Annotated in this window: 19 protein-coding genes; 8 read left to right on the top strand and 11 right to left on the bottom strand. The window is 33.0% G+C overall.

The window, feature by feature from the left end; genetic code table 11:
• Positions 1-21: 21 nt before the first annotated feature.
• The 6 genes from ACLL8X_RS06095 to ACLL8X_RS06070 form a co-directional block, all read right to left on the bottom strand.
• Positions 22-1,836, bottom strand: coding sequence for a motility associated factor glycosyltransferase family protein (locus ACLL8X_RS06095; RefSeq protein WP_411990033.1), 1,815 nt, complete (start codon positions 1,834-1,836; stop codon positions 22-24).
• A gap of 10 nt (positions 1,837-1,846) precedes the next feature.
• On the bottom strand, positions 1,847-2,290 hold the full coding sequence (locus ACLL8X_RS06090) for a YqaA family protein (RefSeq protein WP_411990032.1): 444 nt from the start codon (positions 2,288-2,290) through the stop codon (positions 1,847-1,849).
• Positions 2,291-2,296: 6 nt separating this feature from the next.
• The gene (gene uvrA, locus ACLL8X_RS06085; RefSeq protein ID WP_411990031.1) at positions 2,297-5,122 is read right to left on the bottom strand and encodes an excinuclease ABC subunit UvrA; all 2,826 of its coding nucleotides are present in this window, start codon (positions 5,120-5,122) and stop codon (positions 2,297-2,299) included.
• An 84-nt stretch (positions 5,123-5,206) separates the two neighbouring features.
• Positions 5,207-5,989 carry a sulfite exporter TauE/SafE family protein gene (locus ACLL8X_RS06080; RefSeq protein ID WP_411990030.1) on the bottom strand — a complete coding sequence of 261 codons (783 nt, stop codon included), beginning with the start codon at positions 5,987-5,989 and terminating at the stop codon, positions 5,207-5,209.
• Positions 5,990-6,143: 154 nt separating this feature from the next.
• Positions 6,144-6,416 (bottom strand): type II toxin-antitoxin system RelE/ParE family toxin, encoded by a 273-nt coding sequence (locus ACLL8X_RS06075; RefSeq protein ID WP_411990029.1) that lies wholly within the window; start codon positions 6,414-6,416, stop codon positions 6,144-6,146.
• A complete protein-coding gene (locus tag ACLL8X_RS06070; RefSeq protein ID WP_411990028.1) occupies positions 6,409-6,612 on the bottom strand; it encodes a hypothetical protein in 204 nt (67 codons plus the stop codon). Before ACLL8X_RS06070 ends, ACLL8X_RS06075 begins: the two co-directional genes overlap by 8 nt.
• A 469-nt stretch (positions 6,613-7,081) precedes the next feature.
• Here ACLL8X_RS06070 and ACLL8X_RS06065 point away from each other — a divergent pair, with 469 nt between their 5' ends.
• From ACLL8X_RS06065 to ACLL8X_RS06030, 8 genes are all read left to right on the top strand, one after another.
• The gene (locus ACLL8X_RS06065) at positions 7,082-8,332 is read left to right on the top strand and encodes an anthranilate synthase component I family protein (RefSeq protein ID WP_411990027.1); all 1,251 of its coding nucleotides are present in this window, start codon (positions 7,082-7,084) and stop codon (positions 8,330-8,332) included.
• Positions 8,329-9,930, top strand: coding sequence for an anthranilate phosphoribosyltransferase (trpD, locus tag ACLL8X_RS06060; protein ID WP_411990026.1), 1,602 nt, complete (start codon positions 8,329-8,331; stop codon positions 9,928-9,930). Before ACLL8X_RS06065 ends, trpD begins: the two co-directional genes overlap by 4 nt.
• The gene (locus ACLL8X_RS06055; RefSeq protein ID WP_411990025.1) at positions 9,917-10,516 is read left to right on the top strand and encodes a phosphoribosylanthranilate isomerase; all 600 of its coding nucleotides are present in this window, start codon (positions 9,917-9,919) and stop codon (positions 10,514-10,516) included. Before trpD ends, ACLL8X_RS06055 begins: the two co-directional genes overlap by 14 nt.
• A complete protein-coding gene (gene trpB / locus ACLL8X_RS06050) occupies positions 10,513-11,691 on the top strand; it encodes a tryptophan synthase subunit beta (protein ID WP_411990024.1) in 1,179 nt (392 codons plus the stop codon). The genes ACLL8X_RS06055 and trpB overlap by 4 nt, the downstream gene beginning before the upstream one ends.
• Positions 11,684-12,433 (top strand): tryptophan synthase subunit alpha, encoded by a 750-nt coding sequence (gene trpA / locus ACLL8X_RS06045; RefSeq protein ID WP_411990023.1) that lies wholly within the window; start codon positions 11,684-11,686, stop codon positions 12,431-12,433. Before trpB ends, trpA begins: the two co-directional genes overlap by 8 nt.
• A gap of 71 nt (positions 12,434-12,504) precedes the next feature.
• Positions 12,505-12,927 carry a hypothetical protein gene (locus ACLL8X_RS06040; RefSeq protein WP_411990022.1) on the top strand — a complete coding sequence of 141 codons (423 nt, stop codon included), beginning with the start codon at positions 12,505-12,507 and terminating at the stop codon, positions 12,925-12,927.
• Positions 12,927-13,235 (top strand): flagellar motor switch protein FliN, encoded by a 309-nt coding sequence (gene fliN, locus ACLL8X_RS06035; protein ID WP_411990021.1) that lies wholly within the window; start codon positions 12,927-12,929, stop codon positions 13,233-13,235. Before ACLL8X_RS06040 ends, fliN begins: the two co-directional genes overlap by 1 nt.
• Positions 13,236-14,018 (top strand): hypothetical protein, encoded by a 783-nt coding sequence (locus tag ACLL8X_RS06030; RefSeq protein ID WP_411990020.1) that lies wholly within the window; start codon positions 13,236-13,238, stop codon positions 14,016-14,018. It abuts the gene before it with no gap.
• 51 nt (positions 14,019-14,069) lie between these two features.
• Here the strand turns inward: ACLL8X_RS06030 and ACLL8X_RS06025 are convergent, their stop codons facing one another.
• The 5 genes from ACLL8X_RS06025 to plsY all read right to left on the bottom strand — a co-directional run bounded on the left by ACLL8X_RS06025 (position 14,070) and on the right by plsY (position 17,542).
• On the bottom strand, positions 14,070-15,530 hold the full coding sequence (locus ACLL8X_RS06025; protein WP_411990019.1) for a Ppx/GppA phosphatase family protein: 1,461 nt from the start codon (positions 15,528-15,530) through the stop codon (positions 14,070-14,072).
• Positions 15,530-15,775 carry a YfhL family 4Fe-4S dicluster ferredoxin gene (locus ACLL8X_RS06020; RefSeq protein WP_411990116.1) on the bottom strand — a complete coding sequence of 82 codons (246 nt, stop codon included), beginning with the start codon at positions 15,773-15,775 and terminating at the stop codon, positions 15,530-15,532. The genes ACLL8X_RS06025 and ACLL8X_RS06020 overlap by 1 nt, the downstream gene beginning before the upstream one ends.
• A gap of 107 nt (positions 15,776-15,882) precedes the next feature.
• Positions 15,883-16,554, bottom strand: a complete 672-nt coding sequence (gene hsrA / locus ACLL8X_RS06015; protein WP_411990018.1) for a homeostatic response regulator transcription factor HsrA — start codon at positions 16,552-16,554, stop codon at positions 15,883-15,885.
• A gap of 77 nt (positions 16,555-16,631) precedes the next feature.
• The gene (locus tag ACLL8X_RS06010; protein WP_411990017.1) at positions 16,632-16,949 is read right to left on the bottom strand and encodes a dihydroneopterin aldolase; all 318 of its coding nucleotides are present in this window, start codon (positions 16,947-16,949) and stop codon (positions 16,632-16,634) included.
• Positions 16,934-17,542 carry a glycerol-3-phosphate 1-O-acyltransferase PlsY gene (gene plsY, locus ACLL8X_RS06005; protein WP_411990016.1) on the bottom strand — a complete coding sequence of 203 codons (609 nt, stop codon included), beginning with the start codon at positions 17,540-17,542 and terminating at the stop codon, positions 16,934-16,936. The genes ACLL8X_RS06010 and plsY overlap by 16 nt, the downstream gene beginning before the upstream one ends.
• Between the last annotated feature and the right edge of the window lie 86 nt (positions 17,543-17,628).

Genomic DNA, 17,628 nt, shown 5'->3' with positions numbered 1-17,628 from the left:
TTCCTTCTTTAAAGTGAGATATTATAACATTAAAATTTTAGAAATTTTTTCAAGTTGTTGCTCTAAGATAGGGATAAATTTAAGCAACCATTCGGCGTAAGCTTGGATATAGTGCAAAATATAGCTTGATTCATCTTCTAGTTTTAAAATCAAAACCCGACTCAGGTGTAATCCTCTTTGTAAAAAGATAGAGCGAAAATATTCCATATAAAAAAATTCATTTGTGTTTAAGGCTTGATTAAATTTATCTATACTGGCATAAACTCCTTGTAAAAAGGCTAAGGGGAGTTCTTTTTGGGCGTTTTGTATTTGTTCTAGCATAGTTTGTAAATTTTTAGCATCATTTAAAAAGCTTAAGGCACAATGATAATCCCCAGCGAGTTTGGTGTGAAATTGTTCTAAAAGTTTTTGACTTTTATTGGGTGCTAAGGGTTTGGGTAAGGTAAAATCAGGTTTTTTTCTTGTTAAGAAACGCTTGCAACATTCTTCAAAAGGAAGTTCTTCGGTATAGTTAATCCTTACTCCACCTTGTGTTGCGTTATAAAATTTAGCTTTTTCACTATTGCAAGCAAAAAGATATTCTAATTTCATTTTATAATCATTCCAAATAAAATGCGTTCTAACGCTTCCTAGCCCTCCATAAGCTAACACTTCTAAACTAGGATAATCAAGTTCTGATTCAATCCTATCGCCTAAGGCAAAACCTTTTGAATGCGAATTTCCTTTTTCATCATAGGCTAAATCCTGACCTATGAGAATGATGGTTTTAAATCCTAATTCCAAAGCTAAGGTATAAGAAAAGTGCGAAACATTAGAACCTGTATCGATATAGCCAAAGTCATCAAGCCCTAATCTTTGATTGGAGTAATTTAAATTTAAAATAATGCTGAGTGCCTTTTTGTTTAAAAGCTCTACGACTTGGGGATGGGTGCAAGAATCTAAGCAGAAAATGCCTTGGGTTTTTGTGGATTGAAAAAAAGCTAAGGGATGATTTTCAAAATCTAAATTTGTAATATAATCAGGCGTGATTCCTTCATTTTCGAGTATATTTAAAGCTCCATCAGCACAAAAAATACAAGCTTTATCTTGGTATTGTTTTAGCAAAGGAAGTTGTTTGTGTAGGCTAGGACCTGCTGAGACAACGATAGCCACATCAAAGAGATTTTTTCTTTCTACGATAAGGCTTTTAAAAGGAATGTGCAAACTCATAGTGGGGATATTGTTTAGTAAATGGGTTTGCGTGAAAGAATATAAATCATCTTGACTTGAGCTTCTAAACTCAGCTTCTATCAGCTCAAGACATAATTTGCGTGTATGATTAATATCAAGCTCGTAAAATTGTTCATAGTAAGGCATACTCACAAAAAGCTCATAAAGTCCAAGCCACTCATAGATTGATTTTTGGTTAAAAAGAAGCATTAATTGAAGTTTTGATTTAGCTTCTTTGGTATGAATGAGATAAATACTGCCTTTGCTTAGTTCTTTGCTTAAATCCAAAACGCTTAAAGCAAGGGCAAAGAGTTCGATTTCGCCTTCAAAAACAAAAATAGTTTTGTAGTGATTTTTAAGCTTTTTAAGCAACATAATACTGGCTATGCCGTAGATATAAAGAATGGGGTATCTTAAATTCTGTTCTATAATACTACGCTCTAAAGCGTCTTTTAAACTATCTTCATAAACTAAAATATTTCTTTTGACATCAAAAATATTACCCTTATCCCATGTAAAATTCCTAATCCCCCCCCCCGCTGTCATTAGTCTTTTGATTGCATTGGCTAAGGGTTCATTAACTCCACTCATTAAAGCTTTGACATTGTTTTTTAAAATTTTATTCATTCTTACCCTTTCAAATGAATTGTCCTAAAAAAATTAAAACATAATAGCGAATAACTTTCCCTAAAGCAATAAAAATAGCCGTTTTTACAAAAGAATATTTTGCAAAACCCAGTCCAAGAGCAAAAATATCTCCTATTAAAGGTAAAAAGCTTAAAAAGGCAAAGAAGCTTCCAAATTTAGCAAAATTAATACTGAAATTTTCTAGTTTTTTTAAGGACTTGCTAAAGTATTTTTCTAAAATTTTTTCTTTTCCAAGATAGGCTAGGGCATAAGTGCTTAAACTTCCCAAAGTATTGCCTAAACTTGCTATGAGAAGAACTAGCTTAGGATTAAAATCAAGCTTGACAAAACCCAAAACAAAGGCTTCACTTGCTAAAGGCAAAAGGGTGCTTGAGAGAAAGCACACTATAAAAAGCCCTAAATAACTAATATTATCATATAAAAAATCAAACATTTTAAACTATGATTTTTGAATATTCTTAAGTTCTAAATTCAAATAATACCCTGTGTAAGAATGGGTTTTTTTATGCTCTTTAGCCACTTTTTCTACGCTACCTTTAGCTATAACCTTACCGCCTTTAACCCCACCTTCTGGTCCCATATCGATGATATAATCGGCGTTTTTAATCACATCTAAATTATGCTCAATCACAAAAACAGAATTTTTAAGTTCAACTAAATGCTGCAAAACCGATATAAGCTTATTTACATCTTCAAAATGAAGTCCCGTTGTGGGTTCGTCTAGTATGTAGAGTGTTTTTCCCGTATCTGTGCGGCTTAATTCTTTGGCGAGTTTAATTCTTTGTGCTTCGCCTCCGCTTAGAGTTGTGGCATTTTGTCCTAGGCTAAGATAGTCTAAACCCACTTTTACCAAAGTGTCTAATTTTTGGCGTATTTTAGGAACAGCAGCGAAAAATTCACTGGCTTCTAGTATGCTCATATTTAAAATTTCACTGATATTTTTGCCTTTATATTTGATTTCTAAAGTAGAGTCATTGTAGCGTTTGCCCTGACAAGTATCACAAGTTACCATCACATCGGGTAAAAAGTGCATTTCTATTTTGATTTCTCCATCTCCGCTACATTTTTCACATCTGCCACCTTTAACATTAAAAGAAAAGCGTCCTGCTTTGTAACCTCGCATTTTAGCTTCCTTAGTGGAGGCAAAAAGATTGCGAATTTCGTCCATAGCACCCGTGTAAGTGGCAGGATTTGAACGCGGTGTGCGTCCTATGGGGCTTTGGTCAAGGTAAATGACCTTGTCAAGCTTTTCAAGTCCTTCTATTTGCACCCCGCTTAGTTTTTTAACTTTTTTAGCACGATTTAATTCTTCTTGGGCGAAGGGAAGTAGGGTTTGAAGTATAAGAGAGCTTTTTCCAGAGCCTGAAACTCCAGTTATTGCAACTAAATTTTGCAAAGGAAATTGCACACTTAAATTTTGAATATTATTGATACTTACATTTTTAAGCTCTAGCCATTCTTTTTGTGTTCTGTTTTTAAATTGCAAAATCTGTTTTTTGCCACTCATATAAAGTGCCGTTTGACTTTTGCTTTTTAGAAGTTCTTTATAAGTGCCACTAAAGACAACTTCCCCGCCGAATTTTCCTGCTTTTGGACCAATATCTACTATAAAATCTGCTTCTTCAATCGTCATTTTATCGTGTTCTACTATGATTAAGGTATTGCCTTTTTGCTGTAAATTTCTTAGAGTTTTAATGAGTTTTGCGGTATCTCTTTCGTGAAGTCCTATGCTAGGCTCATCTAAAACATACATAACCCCGCTTAAGCCACTGCCAATTTGCGATGCTATGCGAATTCTTTGTGCTTCGCCCCCGCTTATGGTTCTAGCATCACGCCCCAAAGAAAGATAACCCAGTCCCACATCATATAAAAAGAAAAGCCTTTCATTGATTTCTTTTAATATGGGTTTGGAAATAAGTTTTTGTTGCTCACTTAAATAAGAGAAATTTTTCTCATCAGCAAAAAAAGCCGTGCTATCTTCTATACTCATATCTAAAATTTCGCCCAAGCCCTTTTTTGCCACTTTAACGGCTAAATTTTCAGGCTTTAAACGATGCCCGTTGCAATCTTTGCAAATTTTTTCACTCATATATTCAGCCAAGTCTTTTTCAACCTTTAGCATTTCATAAGCCATTTTAACCACGCCTTCAAAATTGCGTTTGAGTCGGTGTCTTTTCCAAAGAAATTCTATGGTCTTTGCATTGCCATAGAATACAAGGCGTTTTTGTTCTTCGCTAAGTTCTGCAAAAGGCGTTTTAATGGGGATTGCGTTTTGTTCGCAAAAGGCGATTAGGAATTTATAATAATAACTTTTGTTAAAGCCATACATAATTTTCACCGCACCCTTTTCAAGGCTTAAGCTTTCATCAATAATTTTTTTCATATCTAAAGTATAGCGAATTCCAAGCCCATCGCAAGCTTCACAAGCTCCTTTGGGGGAGTTAAAAGAAAAGCTAAGAGGTTCAAGGGGGACAAAAGAAATTTTACAATCAAAACAAGCGGAGTGTTCGCTAAAATGATAGTGTTTATTTAGCCCTATTTCTTCGTGATTTAAGACTTCTATTTCTATTTCTCCAAAGCTTTCTTGTAAGCCTTTTTCTATATCACTTGCAAGACGCAAGAGTAAATCTTGCCTGATTTCAAGGCGGTCTATGACGAGTTTGATGGTGTGTTTTTTTGTTTTTGGCAGTTCTATTTCTTCATCAAGTCTTACTAAAACCCCATCAATTTGCGCTCTTACGAAACCTTTGTTGCGTAAATTTTCAAGTAAGTCCGCATAGCTTCCCTTTTTTTCGCGTATGAGTGGGGCGTAGATGATGATTTTAGCACCTTTTGGAAATTTTAAAATTTCACTGACTATATCACTTGCACTCATAGATGAAATTTTTTGTCCGCATTGATGGCAGTGTTGAATGCCTACTCTTGCATACAAAAGCCTTAGATAATCATAAATTTCAGTGATAGTTCCCACTGTGGAGCGTGGGTTTTTGGAAGTTGTTTTTTGGTCTATGGCGATGGCTGGGGTTAGTCCTTCTATCTTATCTACATCGGGTTTGCCTACCTTATCTAAAAATTGCCTTGCATAAGCACTCAGACTCTCTATATAACGGCGTTGCCCTTCGGCATAGAGTGTGCCAAAGGCAAGAGTGGATTTTCCACTTCCGCTAAGTCCAGTAAAAACTATGAGTTTGTTTTTGGGAATTTCAAGATGGATATTTTTAAGATTATTTTCTTTTGCGCCGATGATTTTTATGGTATCGTTCATAATTTTTCCTAATTTTAAATAAATTTAAGATTTTAACATAGTAAGATTAAAAAAACTTAGTTTAAAATCAAAAATTTATCAGTTCTAATTTATTAAGCCCAGTTTGTTAAGTAAAGAATGCGTGGTTCCAAGTATAGACAAGGCATAGACGCAAAGTAAAATTTTTTTATGGGCTTTAAGTTGCATTTTTTCTATGATTTTAATTCCTATGAAAACCCCTACCATAGAAGCTACACCCACTAAAATGCCCTTATGGATAATTTGAGAATCTATAACCCCTGAATTTGCAAAAGAGATGATACCTGAAACGGAAGCAAAAATGACAAAAAATAAAGATAAAGAAACTACTTTTTTGCTATCATAACCTAGAAAATAAGCTAAAATAGGGGCGATTAAAAGCCCCCCACCTATCCCTAAAGAAATAGCAAAAATACCCGTAAAAGCGCCGGCAATAAATAAAATGATATTTTTTATCCAAATGTTTCTTTGATTTTTTGTTATGCTTTCTTTGAGATTGAAAGCGTATTTGAGAAAAAATACACAACTCACTGCTAAAAATATACTAGTCAGTGCCACATCGCTTAAAGCCCTTAAAAGCATACCGCTAAAGCTAGCTCCTAGTAGTCCCCCAAGACCTATCATAATGCCATCTTTGAGATTGAGATTTTTCTTTTTGTAATTAATATAAGAACCAAAAACTGCTGCAAAAATCATTTGCAATACTGAAATTCCAATGGCTTCGTGAGCGCTTGCTCCAAACATAAACATAGAAGGAACGATAATCATACCCCCGCCAATGCCAAAAAGCCCCGAGGCTATGCCTGAAATTACCCCTATGATTAAATAGGGTAAATCTGTAAAATTCATATTTTTTCCTAATTTTTCAAACAAGGAATAATTTTATCTTATTAAACTAAGTATCATCTTATGTTTGGTAAAAATTTTCTTTTAAAACGCAAAAATTCGCCTCAGGATTTTTAGCTGGGCTTGCTTTAACACTAAGAACTATAAAGAAGTGAAGTTAAAATAAATCGCTATGGCTTCCTATATTGATAGCAATTAAAATTAATTCTTTTTCTAGTTTTTGATAGATTAAAAGCAAATCAGGCTTTATATGGCATTCTCTAAGGTCTTTATATTTGCCTTTTAACTTGTGGTCTTTGTGTTTTGGCTCTAGTGTTTGGTTGTTTATTAATTTATCAAGAACTTCAATGAGTAAATCAATATCCTTTTGATTAAGCTTTTTAACTGCTTTTTTAAATTCTTTTGATTTTATGAGTTTATATTTAATCATCTAAACAATCTTTTATCAGCTCTTTAGCACTGGAATAGCTTTTATATTTGTGTGGGTTTTTAGCCATAACTTGTGCTTCTTTTAAGGCTCTATCCATAGAGCTTTTTTTAATCTTTACCTTTGCGTTAAAGGGTTTAGCCATAGCTTTAATTGCTTTTAATAAATCATCACTCGCATTTTCTATAACTAAAGTCATCTTAAATCCTTTGTTTGATTTTGTAAAATTATAGACTATAAGTTATAAATCAAAGTTTATTTTTAAGTTTTTTCATTTTTATATCGTTTTTAAAAATCTTTAAATTCATATCAATATATTCTCAATGTCCTATTTTAAATTAATTTATCCTAGTTTTTAATACTCTTTATGATTTTTAGCTGGGCTTGCAGGGTTTGGGAATGTCTTTTTCTTTTAAAGAATTTATAAAATTTCTTTTAAATTTAAAGAAAAATTTATATGGATTAAATTAGAATTAAACAAGATTTTAAATTTTTAAGAAAAATCTAAAATCCTAAAATATCTTATGTAAAGGTGTAAAGATGAGTGAAAATGATTTTTTTAGCCATTCTTTGATTTTAAAACTTACCCACACTCTTCGCTCTTGGCGTTTTTAAACTTCGATTTATTTTTTCTTTAAGTATATTTTATTTTTATAAAAAGGTTTGTTATGTTTGTTAAAAATGTAAATTTTTATTACAGGCAAATCCTTGAAAAATTTGAGAATTCTTATTTTGCAGAGGATTTGACTAAGGTGATTATAGGGATTGATTGTGATTATTTAGACGCTAATTGGCTTTCACTTAGCGAATTAAAAGCAAAATATTATGAGACTTTGGCAAAAAAGAAAATTTGCGATTATGCAGGGTTTTTTGGAGTTTTTAGTGCGGATTTTGTGTCTTTATTTGAAAAAATTCCCCTTTCTTCTAAGAAAAACTATGATTTTCCCTTGTTTTTGTTTGCCAATGCTAAGGCTTATTTGATTTATGAAAAAAATAGCAAGATGTTTTTTAAATTTGGAGCTTCAAAGTATTTTGAGTATCTTAAGGATGATTTTAAACCTGTTTGCAAAGAACAGCAAAATGATTTTGAAATTTTAACTTCCTTAGAAGATGAAAAAAATGATTTTTTAAAAATGTGTGAGAAAGCTAGAGAGTATCTTCTAAGTGGGGATATTTTTCAAGTGGTTTTAAGCAAACAACTTTGCATTAAGCACAATATAAATGCCTTTGATTATTATGAGTATTTAAGCCGTTTAAATCCCAGTGCTTATATGTTTTATTTTCCAAGCCAATATGGTGTTGTTTTAGGCTCTTCTCCAGAATTTTTATTAAAAATCAAAAAAAGAGAAATTTTCTTAGCTCCCATTGCAGGAACTAGAAATTTAGAATCAGATTCTAATTTAATGGCTTTAGAAAAAGAGCTTTTAAGCGATGAAAAAGAATTAAGTGAGCATAAAATGCTTGTGGATTTAGCAAGAAATGATGCTTCTAAATTTGGCACTCAAACAAGGGTTGAGAATCTTTTTTCTATTATTAAAAATAAATTTGTAATGCACATAGTGAGTGAAGTTTATGCCAATATGAAAGAAGATGCGAGTATTTTTGATGTGATTGAGGCGGTTTTTCCAGCAGGAACCCTAAGCGGGGCTCCTAAAATAAGAGCCTTAGAGCTTATTAATGAGCTTGAAGAATGTAACCGCGGGATTTATGGCGGTGCGGTGGGGTTTTTAAATTTTAATGAAGATTTAACTTTAGCTATTTTGATTCGTTGTGGATTTTTTACTCAAGATAAGGCTTATTTGGCAAGTGGAGCAGGCATTGTTTTGCAAAGCGATAGTCAAAAAGAATACGCAGAAATCTGTGCTAAACGCAAGGCGCTTTTGATGGCTTTTGAAAATTTAAAAAAGGAAAAACAATGATACTCCTAATTGATAATTACGATTCTTTTGTTTTCAATGTTAAAACTATGTTAGAGCAAGTAAGCGATGATGAAATTTTAGTGAAAAGAAATGACGCTATTTCAATAGACGAAATTAAAAATTTAAATCCCACTCACATCATCTTAAGCCCCGGTCCAAAACATCCTAGCCAAAGTGGGATTTGTTTGGAAATTTTTAAGGCAAGGCTTGATATTCCTGTTTTGGGCATTTGTTTAGGACATCAAGCCTTAGCCTTAGCTTTTGATTCTTTGGTGCTAAAAATGCAAGAGCCTATGCACGCAAAAAATTCTCTCATAAAGCAATGCAAAGAAAATGAGCTATTTTTAGCTTTGCCTCAAGTTTTTAGCGTTATGCGTTATCATTCTTTAGAGGTTAAAGAGCCTAGCGATGAGCTTGAAATTTTAGCCCTAGATGAAAGGGGTGTGATTATGGCTTTAAGGCACAAAACTCTGCCTTATTTTGGTGTGCAATTTCATCCTGAAAGTTATTTTAGCGAGTATGGTTTGCAAATTTTTTCTAATTTTTTAAAGCAAGATGTGAAAAAAACAGAAAATGAACAAAAACCCTTAAGTTTTTATCTGCAAAAAATGAGTGAAAATCATTTTTTACAAAGTGAGGATTTTGAGCAAATTTGCAAGCTTATTATGTCGGGAAATTATGAAATTTTACAAGTAGCCGCCTTGCTTATTTTAATCACAGAAAAGTCCTTAAATGAAAAATCCCTAAGTGCCTTTGTGAGACAAATTTTAAGATATTCTAAGACCTTTAGCGATGAAAGCGAGATGATTGATATTTGTGGAACGGGGGGCGATGGTTTTAAAAGCATTAATGTTTCTACAACAAGTTCTTTTATTTTAGCGGCTTTAGGGGTAAAGGTTGCTAAACACGGCAACCGTGCGATTTCAAGTTCTAGTGGAAGCACAGATGTGCTTGATGCTTTAAATATCGCTACTCCAAATACCTTAGAATGTGCTTTAAAATGCTTAAACGAACAAGGGCTTAGTTTTTTCCACGCTCCTTTTTTCCACGCTTTGGTAGGAGAATTAAGAGAAGTAAGAAAAAGACTTGGAGTAAGAACGGTTTTTAATGTTTTAGGACCCTTATTGCACCCTAATTTAAAGCTAAAATATCAGCTTATGGGAAATTATCACGCCCCCGTGCATAGACTTTTGATAGAAGTTTTAAAAAATTTAGGACGCAAAAAAGCTTTGGTGGTAAGGGGAAATGATGGTATGGATGAATTTAGCATTTGTGATGAGAGTAAGGTTTATGAGCTTTGTGATGGCGAAATTTTAGAATACTGCGTTTGCCCTGAGCAATTTGGCTTTAAAAGGGCTTTTCATAGTGAGATTATGGGTGGGAGTGCGTGCGAAAACGCTAAAGATTTGCTTGATATTTTAAGTGGAAAAATGCAAGGGGCGAAATTTGATATTGTGGTTTTAAACGCAATGTTTGCTCTTTATACGGCTAATCAAGCAAGCACACCTTTAAAAGCTAAGGATGTGATTTTAGAAGCTATATATTCAGGCAAAGTTATAGAGTATTTTAAGGAGTATCAAAGCTATGCCAAAGCTTAAAATTTGCGGCATTAAAGATGAAAAAAACGCTAAAGATTTAGCTTCTTTAAATATTGATTTTTTTGGACTTATCTTTGCTAAAAGTCCAAGACAGCTAAGTTTGGAGCAGGCTATGCTCTTAAGTGCTATTTTTCATCAAAAAGCTAAAAAAGTTATAGGTGTGTTTGTGGATGAAAATTTGGAAAAAATTATCCACTACATTGAAAAAGCAAAGCTCGATGGGGTGCAAATTTATCGCACCATCACTCAAGAAGAATTTGAAATTTTAAAGACAAAAAATGTTTTTATTTGGCAAGTCGTTAGCATAGGGAGTAGTTTGGAGTTAAAGAATGAAAGCTATGCTGATTTAGTGCTTTTTGATGCTAAGGGAATTTTAAAGGGCGGTAATGGGATAAGTTTCGATTGGAAGTTATTGAAAACTTATACTAAGGATTTTGCTTTAGCAGGGGGTATAGGTTTAGAAAATATAAATGAAGCCGTAAAAACAGGGGCTAAAATTTTAGATTTAAACTCAAAGCTTGAGAATGAAAAAGGTCTAAAGGACTTAGAGAAAGTAAAACAAATTTTAAGGGAGCTAAAAAGATGAAAAAAGCGTATTATGGGAATTTTGGTGGGCAGTTTTTACCTGAGAGTGCGATGTTTGCTTTAAATGAGCTTGAACTTGCTTTTTTGAAATTTTCTAAAGACAAGCTCTTCAAAAAAGAACTGAGTGAGCTTTTAAAAACTTATGTAGGACGCCCCACACCGCTTTATTTTGCAAGGAATTTAAGCAAAAAATATAAACACGAAATTTATCTTAAAAGGGAAGATTTAAATCACACAGGCGCACATAAAATCAATAACGCCATAGCCCAAGCTCTTTTAGCTAAAAAAATGGGAAAGCAAAAAATCATAGCAGAAACAGGAGCAGGGCAACACGGACTTGCAACAGCAACTGCAGCAGCGCTTTTGGGGCTTGAGTGTGAAATTTACATGGGCGAAACTGATGTGCAAAGACAGGCTTTAAATGTCTATAAAATAGAGCTTTTAGGTGCAAAAATCAATGCCGTGCAAAGCGGACTTAAAACCTTAAAAGAAGCAACTACTGCAGCCATTCAAGCTTGGGTTGGGGATATTAAAAATATTTTTTATGTGGTTGGAAGTGCGGTAGGTCCTTATCCTTATCCTAAAATGGTAACACATTTTCAAAGTATTATAGGAAAAGAATGCAAAATGCAACTTCAAAAACTGAATAAAAAAGCAGATTATATCATCGCAGCCGTTGGGGGTGGAAGCAATGCGGCGGGAATTTTTTATGATTTTATCAAAGATGAGAGTGTAAAGCTTATAGGCATTGAAGCAGGGGGGCTTGGCACTCATACGCCTTATCACGCAGCGACTTTAAACAAGGGTAAAACAGGTATTATACATGGCATGAAAACTAAGGTTTTGCAAGATGATTTGGGTAATATTTTGCCCGTGCATAGTGTTTCTGCGGGGCTTGATTATCCAGGAATTGGTCCTTTGCATGCTTTTTTATTTGAAAGCAAAAGGGCTAAGTATTATGCCATTAGTGATGATGAGTGCATGCAGGCTTTAAAATTACTTTGCAAGGAAGAAGGCATTATCGGAGCGATTGAGAGTTCTCACGCTTTGGCTTTTTTAGAAAAACTTTGCCCAAAATTAAAGAAAAAAAGCGTGATAGTGGTAAATCTTTCAGGTAGGGGCGATAAGGATATGCAAACGATTAGAGCGTATAAAAAAGGGGTGATTTATGGTTGATTTTAGAAAATTTTATAAGGATAATGCAAATGTTGCTTATATGGTTTTAGGTTATCCTAATCTTAACACAAGCGAACTTTTTTTACAAAAATTAAATCAAAGTTCTATTGATGTTTTAGAGCTTGGCGTAGCTTATAGCGACCCCATTGCTGATGGCTCTGTTATAAGTGTTGCGGCAAAAAAGGCTTTAGAGCAAGGCGTGGATATTCATAGTGTTTTTGAGCTTTTGGCTAAAATAAGGACAAAAAAGGCTTTGGTTTTTATGGTGTATTATAATTTAATTTTTTCTTATGGTTTGGAAAAATTTGTGAAAAAAGCAAAGTCTTTGGGAATTTGTGCTTTGATTGTGCCTGATTTAAGTTTTGAAGAAAGTGATGATTTGGATAAAGTATGTCAAAAACACAGCATAGCTTTAATCACTCTTGTAAGCGTTACAACTCCTAAAGAAAGGGTGAAAAAACTGGTAAGAAATGCCAAAGGCTTTATTTATTTGCTAGCAAGCATAGGGATTACAGGAACCAAAAGTGTGGAGGACAAAATTTTACAAGAGAAGCTTAGGGAAATTAGACTATTTACGAAACTACCTGTTTTTATAGGTTTTGGTATTAAGAATAATGAAGATGTGAAAAGGATGAGAAAAATAGCCGATGGGGTCATAGTAGGCACGAGTATAGTGGAGTGTTTTAAGGGCGAAAATTTGGAGTGTATTTTAAAAGATATTGAAGAAATTTTCAAAAAATAAAATTTTTAAAACATATTTTTATTTTTGATTTACTATAATCTTCAATTAAGTTTTTTATAAAGGTGGTAATTATGTTAAAAATTCTTGAGTATTCCATCACCCATTTTTATGAGCATATCTTAAGACTTCGTATTGACGCAGCTGAGAATATAAGCGGTGAGCTTTATGGAGCAAGTATTCCTATTATGGGAAAAAAGGGAGGGGAGTATAATTTTTATTTATTTTTCCCAGAGGAATTTTTGAAAAAGACCGCTGAAGTTTTGGTTAGCGATGTGAAATTTAAAGAAGATGATTGGTGTGATTTAAGCAAAGAATGTGCCAATCAAATCATAGGTTGTGCTAAAAATTTATTAAACGATGCTAGGGGCGATGATGAATACAAGCTTGGAATTCCCGAATATTTAGGAAGAGTTGATTTTTCTAAAATCGTTTTAGATGAGGCTTTAACTTATAAATTTGAAAATTGTTATTTTAGAATAGGGTATTGTAAATAATGAGCGATGATGTAGAGTTTAACATTCATCAGGGACTTTTGCAGTCTTATGAAGACATTTTAGATATCACGGTCGATTTCGTAAGTGAGCTAGGAACGACTAGTATGAGTGTGGCTGAGCTTTTAAAGCTTGAAGTGGGTTCGGTTATTGACCTTGAAAAACCTGCTGGAGAGAGTGTTGAGCTTTATATCAACAAAAGAATTTTTGGCAAAGGTGAGGTTATGGTTTATGAAAAAAACCTTGCTATAAGAATTAATGAAATTTTAGATTCCAAAACCGTGCTTCAATACTTTAAAAAAGAAATTTAGATGAGATTTTTGGTATTGTTTTTTTTAATTTTACCTTTATATAGCGTTGAGCTAGTGGGTTATAATGTTTATGATAGAAATGATAGAGTGGATTTAATGCTTTCTTTTGATAATGCCTATAATGGTAAAATCTCTCAAAAAAAAGAAAAAAATTTAACCCTTTTGATTTTTAGCGATTTAAAATATTCTAAGAATGAATTAAAAGAGCTTAATTCCAAGCTTGTGGATAAAATCAGTATTAGTTCTAAAAATAATAATACCTATATTATGTTACAAAATAAAGAAAATATCCATCTTGAACTTAGTTCCATCAATGATAAATTTGGAGTAAGAATAAGAGCTGTGGAGCAAGCAAATGCTCAAGTTACAACACCTGCTTTAAATTCTACTGGGGATTTAATGCCTAAGCCAAAAAGCACAAGCTTAGAAGGGTATGATTATACCAATTATATTTTAGTTATGCTTGTTTTGCTTATTTTGCTACTAGGGCTTTGGTGGTTTAAAAGGACTATGATTTATAAAAATAATAAGCTTTCTAAAGACTTTACTATGATTTTTCAAAGATTTTTGGATAAAAATAATCAACTTGTCGTTTTTGACCACGCTAATAAACGCTATACTATGATAATAGGTAATTCCAATGTGCTTTTAGAGAGTGCCGAGCTTTCAGAAGAGCAAAAATATTCAGAACAAACAGAAAAGAATTTTGATTCTTTTTTTGAAGAGAATAAAAAAAGAATTCAAACTCTCATCGAACAACGCAAAGAAGGCAAGAAAAGTTAAGATATAAAGCTTAAGAGAGTTAAAAAAATTAGCGAATAAGCTAAAAAAAGCTTAAGGTTTTTGATTGATAGCTAGGGCTATGGTAATGGGCTTTGCGATTTTTTTAAGTTCATCTTTAGCTAAATTAAGAAGCTTGTTTTCCCCATAAATATAAAGAGTATTGTTTGCAAAGGCAAAGTCGATTTTATCTTCGTTCGTGCTTAGAGTTTTAGCCAGACATAAAATAAAATTAAGCCACGAAATAGTATGAATATTTGGCAAAAGTTGCTTGTAAGGTTCAAGATTATAAGGATTAGCCTTTTTCCCATTGAGTTTAATAATGCTAGCAATTAGGGCTTTTTCTTTGTGTGAAAAGCCATAGTTTAATCCACCTAGCACAAAATGAGCTGAATGTTCATTGGCAAAATAAAAATTTAAATGCTCCCCAATATGACATAATTTCGCAGCGTTTAGCAAGGTATATTTATAATTATCTCCTAGTTTATGAAGCTTTTTAAGGCTAGTAAAAATTTGCAAAGCAAAATGCGGTGTTTTGTTTGTTTGTTTGTTTGATAAAAATTTATCTTGTAAGCATTTTAAACTAGGATTAAAATTGGGTGCAAATGTGGTTTTAGGACGCAGCAAGTCTTGCAAATAAACCCCTTCTCTGATTCCAACCCCACTTGTAATAACTTGCTTGGCTTTGATTTTTTCAGCAATTTTTAAAAAAATAAATATACCTTCTTTAATGGTATCAAAGCGGTCTTTTTTGATACCAAAATTGATTAAGGAGTCTTCTTTGGAATTAAAAATCTTTAGAATGTGTTCTTTTTCTTCATCTAAGATATAGCGAAAATCGTGTAAATTTTTGAGTGGATAGGAATTTTTTTGCATAATAGAATTTGAGATAGCTCTTAAACTTCCGCCTATGGCTATGAGATTTTGATTGCAAAATTCCTTAGGAATTTGTTCTAAAATGGGTTTTATAAATTCCTCCAAAGAAGCCGTTTTTCCAGTATCGTAGAATAATTCTTTAAGCCTAACCGTGCCAATATCAAGGGATATGCAAGACATGATTTTATTGTTTTTGATTAAACACAATTCACTAGAACCACCTCCAATATCCAAAGTGGTTGCGTCTTTGAAAGGACTTAGCAAATTTAAAGCCGCAAGTCCGCCCAAATAACTTTCATTTTTTCCATCTATACAGCGTATATTTAAGGCTAGCTTATCTTTAATTCTTTTAATGAAAATTCTTGAATTAGGAGCGTCTCTTAGGGCTGATGTGCCTACAACAAATATTTTTTTACATTTATGTTTTAAGGCACATTGTTTAAAAAAAGCTAGGGCTTTTTCAGCTCTTTGCATAGCTTCTTCTTGAAGGATTTTGCCGTTATTATAGGCATTTTCCCCCAATCTTACTTTGCGTTTGTATTCACAAGCTGTATAAAAACCATACCTTGAAGTTTTTTCAAAAATTACCATTCTAATGGAATTTGACCCCAAATCCACAACGGCTGTCTTTCTTGCCATCAAAATTCTCTATTTTTATGTTTAAGTTTTAATTCTTCTATGCTTTCTACATTATCAGGGTCAGGAATGATACATTCATAAGGACAGGCTACAATGCAAGCTGGTTCTGAAAAATCATTAACACATTCAGAACAAAGGTCAGGGTCTATGACATAAATAGGGCTATTTTCGTAAATAGCTTCATCAGGACATTCTTCTCTGCAAGCATCGCAACATACGCAGTCTTTTGTAATTAAAAGAGACATCATCACCTTTCGAAAAAAATAATTTTAGTTTATACAATAACAAAACTTAAATAAAATATAAAAAATAAATACAAAGATAAAATTTTGCACCTTTTGGTGCAAAATGCTTAAGATTTTTTAGGGAAGCAAAAACGGTATCCCCTGCGGCGCACCGTTTCTATGGTAGATATGTTTAAGGGTTTATCCATTTTTTGACGAATTTGATTGATAGCGACTTCGATAACATTTGGAGTTACAAGCTCAGGTTCTTCCCATATAGCATCTAGAAGTTGCTCTTTGGAGACAATTTGATCAGAATGCCTTGCTAAGTGTGTTAAAACTTCAAAAGGCTTTCCTTTAAGCTCTATATCTTGCCCCTTGTAAGTAATTTTTTCCTCATCAGGGTCGATGACTAAATCTTCAATTTTAATAACATTAGTTCCGCCAAGTCTTAATCTTGCTTCTATTCTTGCTAGTAAAATGTCAAAATCCAAAGGCTTTTTAACAAAGTCATCCGCTCCTGCTTTTAAAGCTTTGATTTCTGTTTCTTTATCTGTTTTAGAAGATATAATCATCACTGAAGTTCTTGGAGATTTGTGTTTAATTATATTAACAAGTTCTGCGCCATCTCCATCAGGTAAGGTCCAGTTTGCTAGAACTAAATCATAATGCCTGATACCGATAAAGTATTCTCCATCTTTAAAATTTTCAGAAGAGTCGGTTTGATAACCAAATTCGTTAAGATTGTCTATAAGGGTTTTGTTTAGGCTAATCTCATCTTCTATAACTAAAATTCTCATTGTAGTATCCTTATTAAGAAAAATTTAAAAAATTATAGCATAGTTTAAGTAAATGTTTAGGTAACTTTAAAAAAAAATTAATATTTTTTTTTCAGCTTCACTCCAACCCTAGCCTTTTTAATGATATGGGGTTTGAAAACGGCTATTTTCAGCCAAATTAAACTAGGAAAATCTTTTTTAAGCTGAGTGCTTGTATGGCTTAGAGCTTCTTCTAGGGTGTGAAAGCGCCCTTTTTTATAGTATTTTTTGACCTTAGTGATTACTTTGGCATAGTTTAAAAACTCGTCTGATTTGGCTTGGAGTTTAATGAGAATTTTTTGCTTTTTCTTTCTTTCAAAGTCTAGTATTCCAATGATACATTTAAAATGAAATTTGAGTTTTATATGACTTTGCATTCTTCTTTAAAAACCAATCTTTTAATATTAGGCAAGTGTTTATAAACTATAATAATAGCGACAATAAACACAGGTGCGTGCGTATTTATAGGGAGTTCATAGTGAAAAATAAAAGAGCTTGCAATAAAAACAAGCAAGGCTATTAAAGATGCTAAGGATGAAATTTTAAACACCTTAGCAAAAATAAGCCAAACTACAAAAGCACAAAGAACTTCTAAAGGCAGTAAAACACTCATAGCTCCCGCACCTGTAGCTATGCCCTTGCCTCCTTCAAAAAGCAAATAAATGGAAAAACAATGCCCAAAAACAGCCAAAACAGCCACGCTCCAAAGCAAGGCATCATCATAAGCTAAAGCCTTCAAAATTAGCAAAGGAACTGCCGCTTTAGCAAAGTCTAGGATAAGGGTAGCAAGGGCAAGTTTTTTAGCTAAGGCGGGGTTTTTTTCCTTAACCACTCTTAAAACATTGGTTGCTCCTATGCCTTTTGAGCCTTGATTTTTTATGTCCGCTCCAGCAAAAAATTTAGCCAAAACAAGCCCAAAAGGAATAGAAGCTAAAAGATAAATTCCACCATAGATGAGTAAATTTTCCATATTGACCTTTTAAAGATTTTGTAAATGACAATTATAGGTTAAAAAGCTAAACGAGAGAAAAATAAATAAGATAAAATTACTATTAA

This window comes from Campylobacter parajejuni (assembly GCF_046764905.1).
Lineage (GTDB): Bacteria > Campylobacterota > Campylobacteria > Campylobacterales > Campylobacteraceae > Campylobacter_D.
Note: the sequence above shows the minus strand (reverse complement) of the source record. Positions and strands in the feature narration are given on the sequence as shown.

Bases quoted from the DNA above. Each gene is read 5' to 3' on its own strand.
- ACLL8X_RS06095 (WP_411990033.1), bottom strand. From the start codon at position 1,836: ATGAATAAAATTTTAAAAAACAATGTCAAAGCTTTAATGAGTGGAGTT.
- ACLL8X_RS06090 (WP_411990032.1), bottom strand. From the start codon at position 2,290: ATGTTTGATTTTTTATATGATAATATTAGTTATTTAGGGCTTTTTATA.
- uvrA (WP_411990031.1), bottom strand. From the start codon at position 5,122: ATGAACGATACCATAAAAATCATCGGCGCAAAAGAAAATAATCTTAAA.
- ACLL8X_RS06080 (WP_411990030.1), bottom strand. From the start codon at position 5,989: ATGAATTTTACAGATTTACCCTATTTAATCATAGGGGTAATTTCAGGC.
- ACLL8X_RS06075 (WP_411990029.1), bottom strand. From the start codon at position 6,416: ATGATTAAATATAAACTCATAAAATCAAAAGAATTTAAAAAAGCAGTT.
- ACLL8X_RS06070 (WP_411990028.1), bottom strand. From the start codon at position 6,612: ATGACTTTAGTTATAGAAAATGCGAGTGATGATTTATTAAAAGCAATT.
- ACLL8X_RS06065 (WP_411990027.1), top strand. From the start codon at position 7,082: ATGTTTGTTAAAAATGTAAATTTTTATTACAGGCAAATCCTTGAAAAA.
- trpD (WP_411990026.1), top strand. From the start codon at position 8,329: ATGATACTCCTAATTGATAATTACGATTCTTTTGTTTTCAATGTTAAA.
- ACLL8X_RS06055 (WP_411990025.1), top strand. From the start codon at position 9,917: ATGCCAAAGCTTAAAATTTGCGGCATTAAAGATGAAAAAAACGCTAAA.
- trpB (WP_411990024.1), top strand. From the start codon at position 10,513: ATGAAAAAAGCGTATTATGGGAATTTTGGTGGGCAGTTTTTACCTGAG.
- trpA (WP_411990023.1), top strand. From the start codon at position 11,684: ATGGTTGATTTTAGAAAATTTTATAAGGATAATGCAAATGTTGCTTAT.
- ACLL8X_RS06040 (WP_411990022.1), top strand. From the start codon at position 12,505: ATGTTAAAAATTCTTGAGTATTCCATCACCCATTTTTATGAGCATATC.
- fliN (WP_411990021.1), top strand. From the start codon at position 12,927: ATGAGCGATGATGTAGAGTTTAACATTCATCAGGGACTTTTGCAGTCT.
- ACLL8X_RS06030 (WP_411990020.1), top strand. From the start codon at position 13,236: ATGAGATTTTTGGTATTGTTTTTTTTAATTTTACCTTTATATAGCGTT.
- ACLL8X_RS06025 (WP_411990019.1), bottom strand. From the start codon at position 15,530: ATGGCAAGAAAGACAGCCGTTGTGGATTTGGGGTCAAATTCCATTAGA.
- ACLL8X_RS06020 (WP_411990116.1), bottom strand. From the start codon at position 15,775: ATGTCTCTTTTAATTACAAAAGACTGCGTATGTTGCGATGCTTGCAGA.
- hsrA (WP_411990018.1), bottom strand. From the start codon at position 16,554: ATGAGAATTTTAGTTATAGAAGATGAGATTAGCCTAAACAAAACCCTT.
- ACLL8X_RS06010 (WP_411990017.1), bottom strand. From the start codon at position 16,949: ATGCAAAGTCATATAAAACTCAAATTTCATTTTAAATGTATCATTGGA.
- plsY (WP_411990016.1), bottom strand. From the start codon at position 17,542: ATGGAAAATTTACTCATCTATGGTGGAATTTATCTTTTAGCTTCTATT.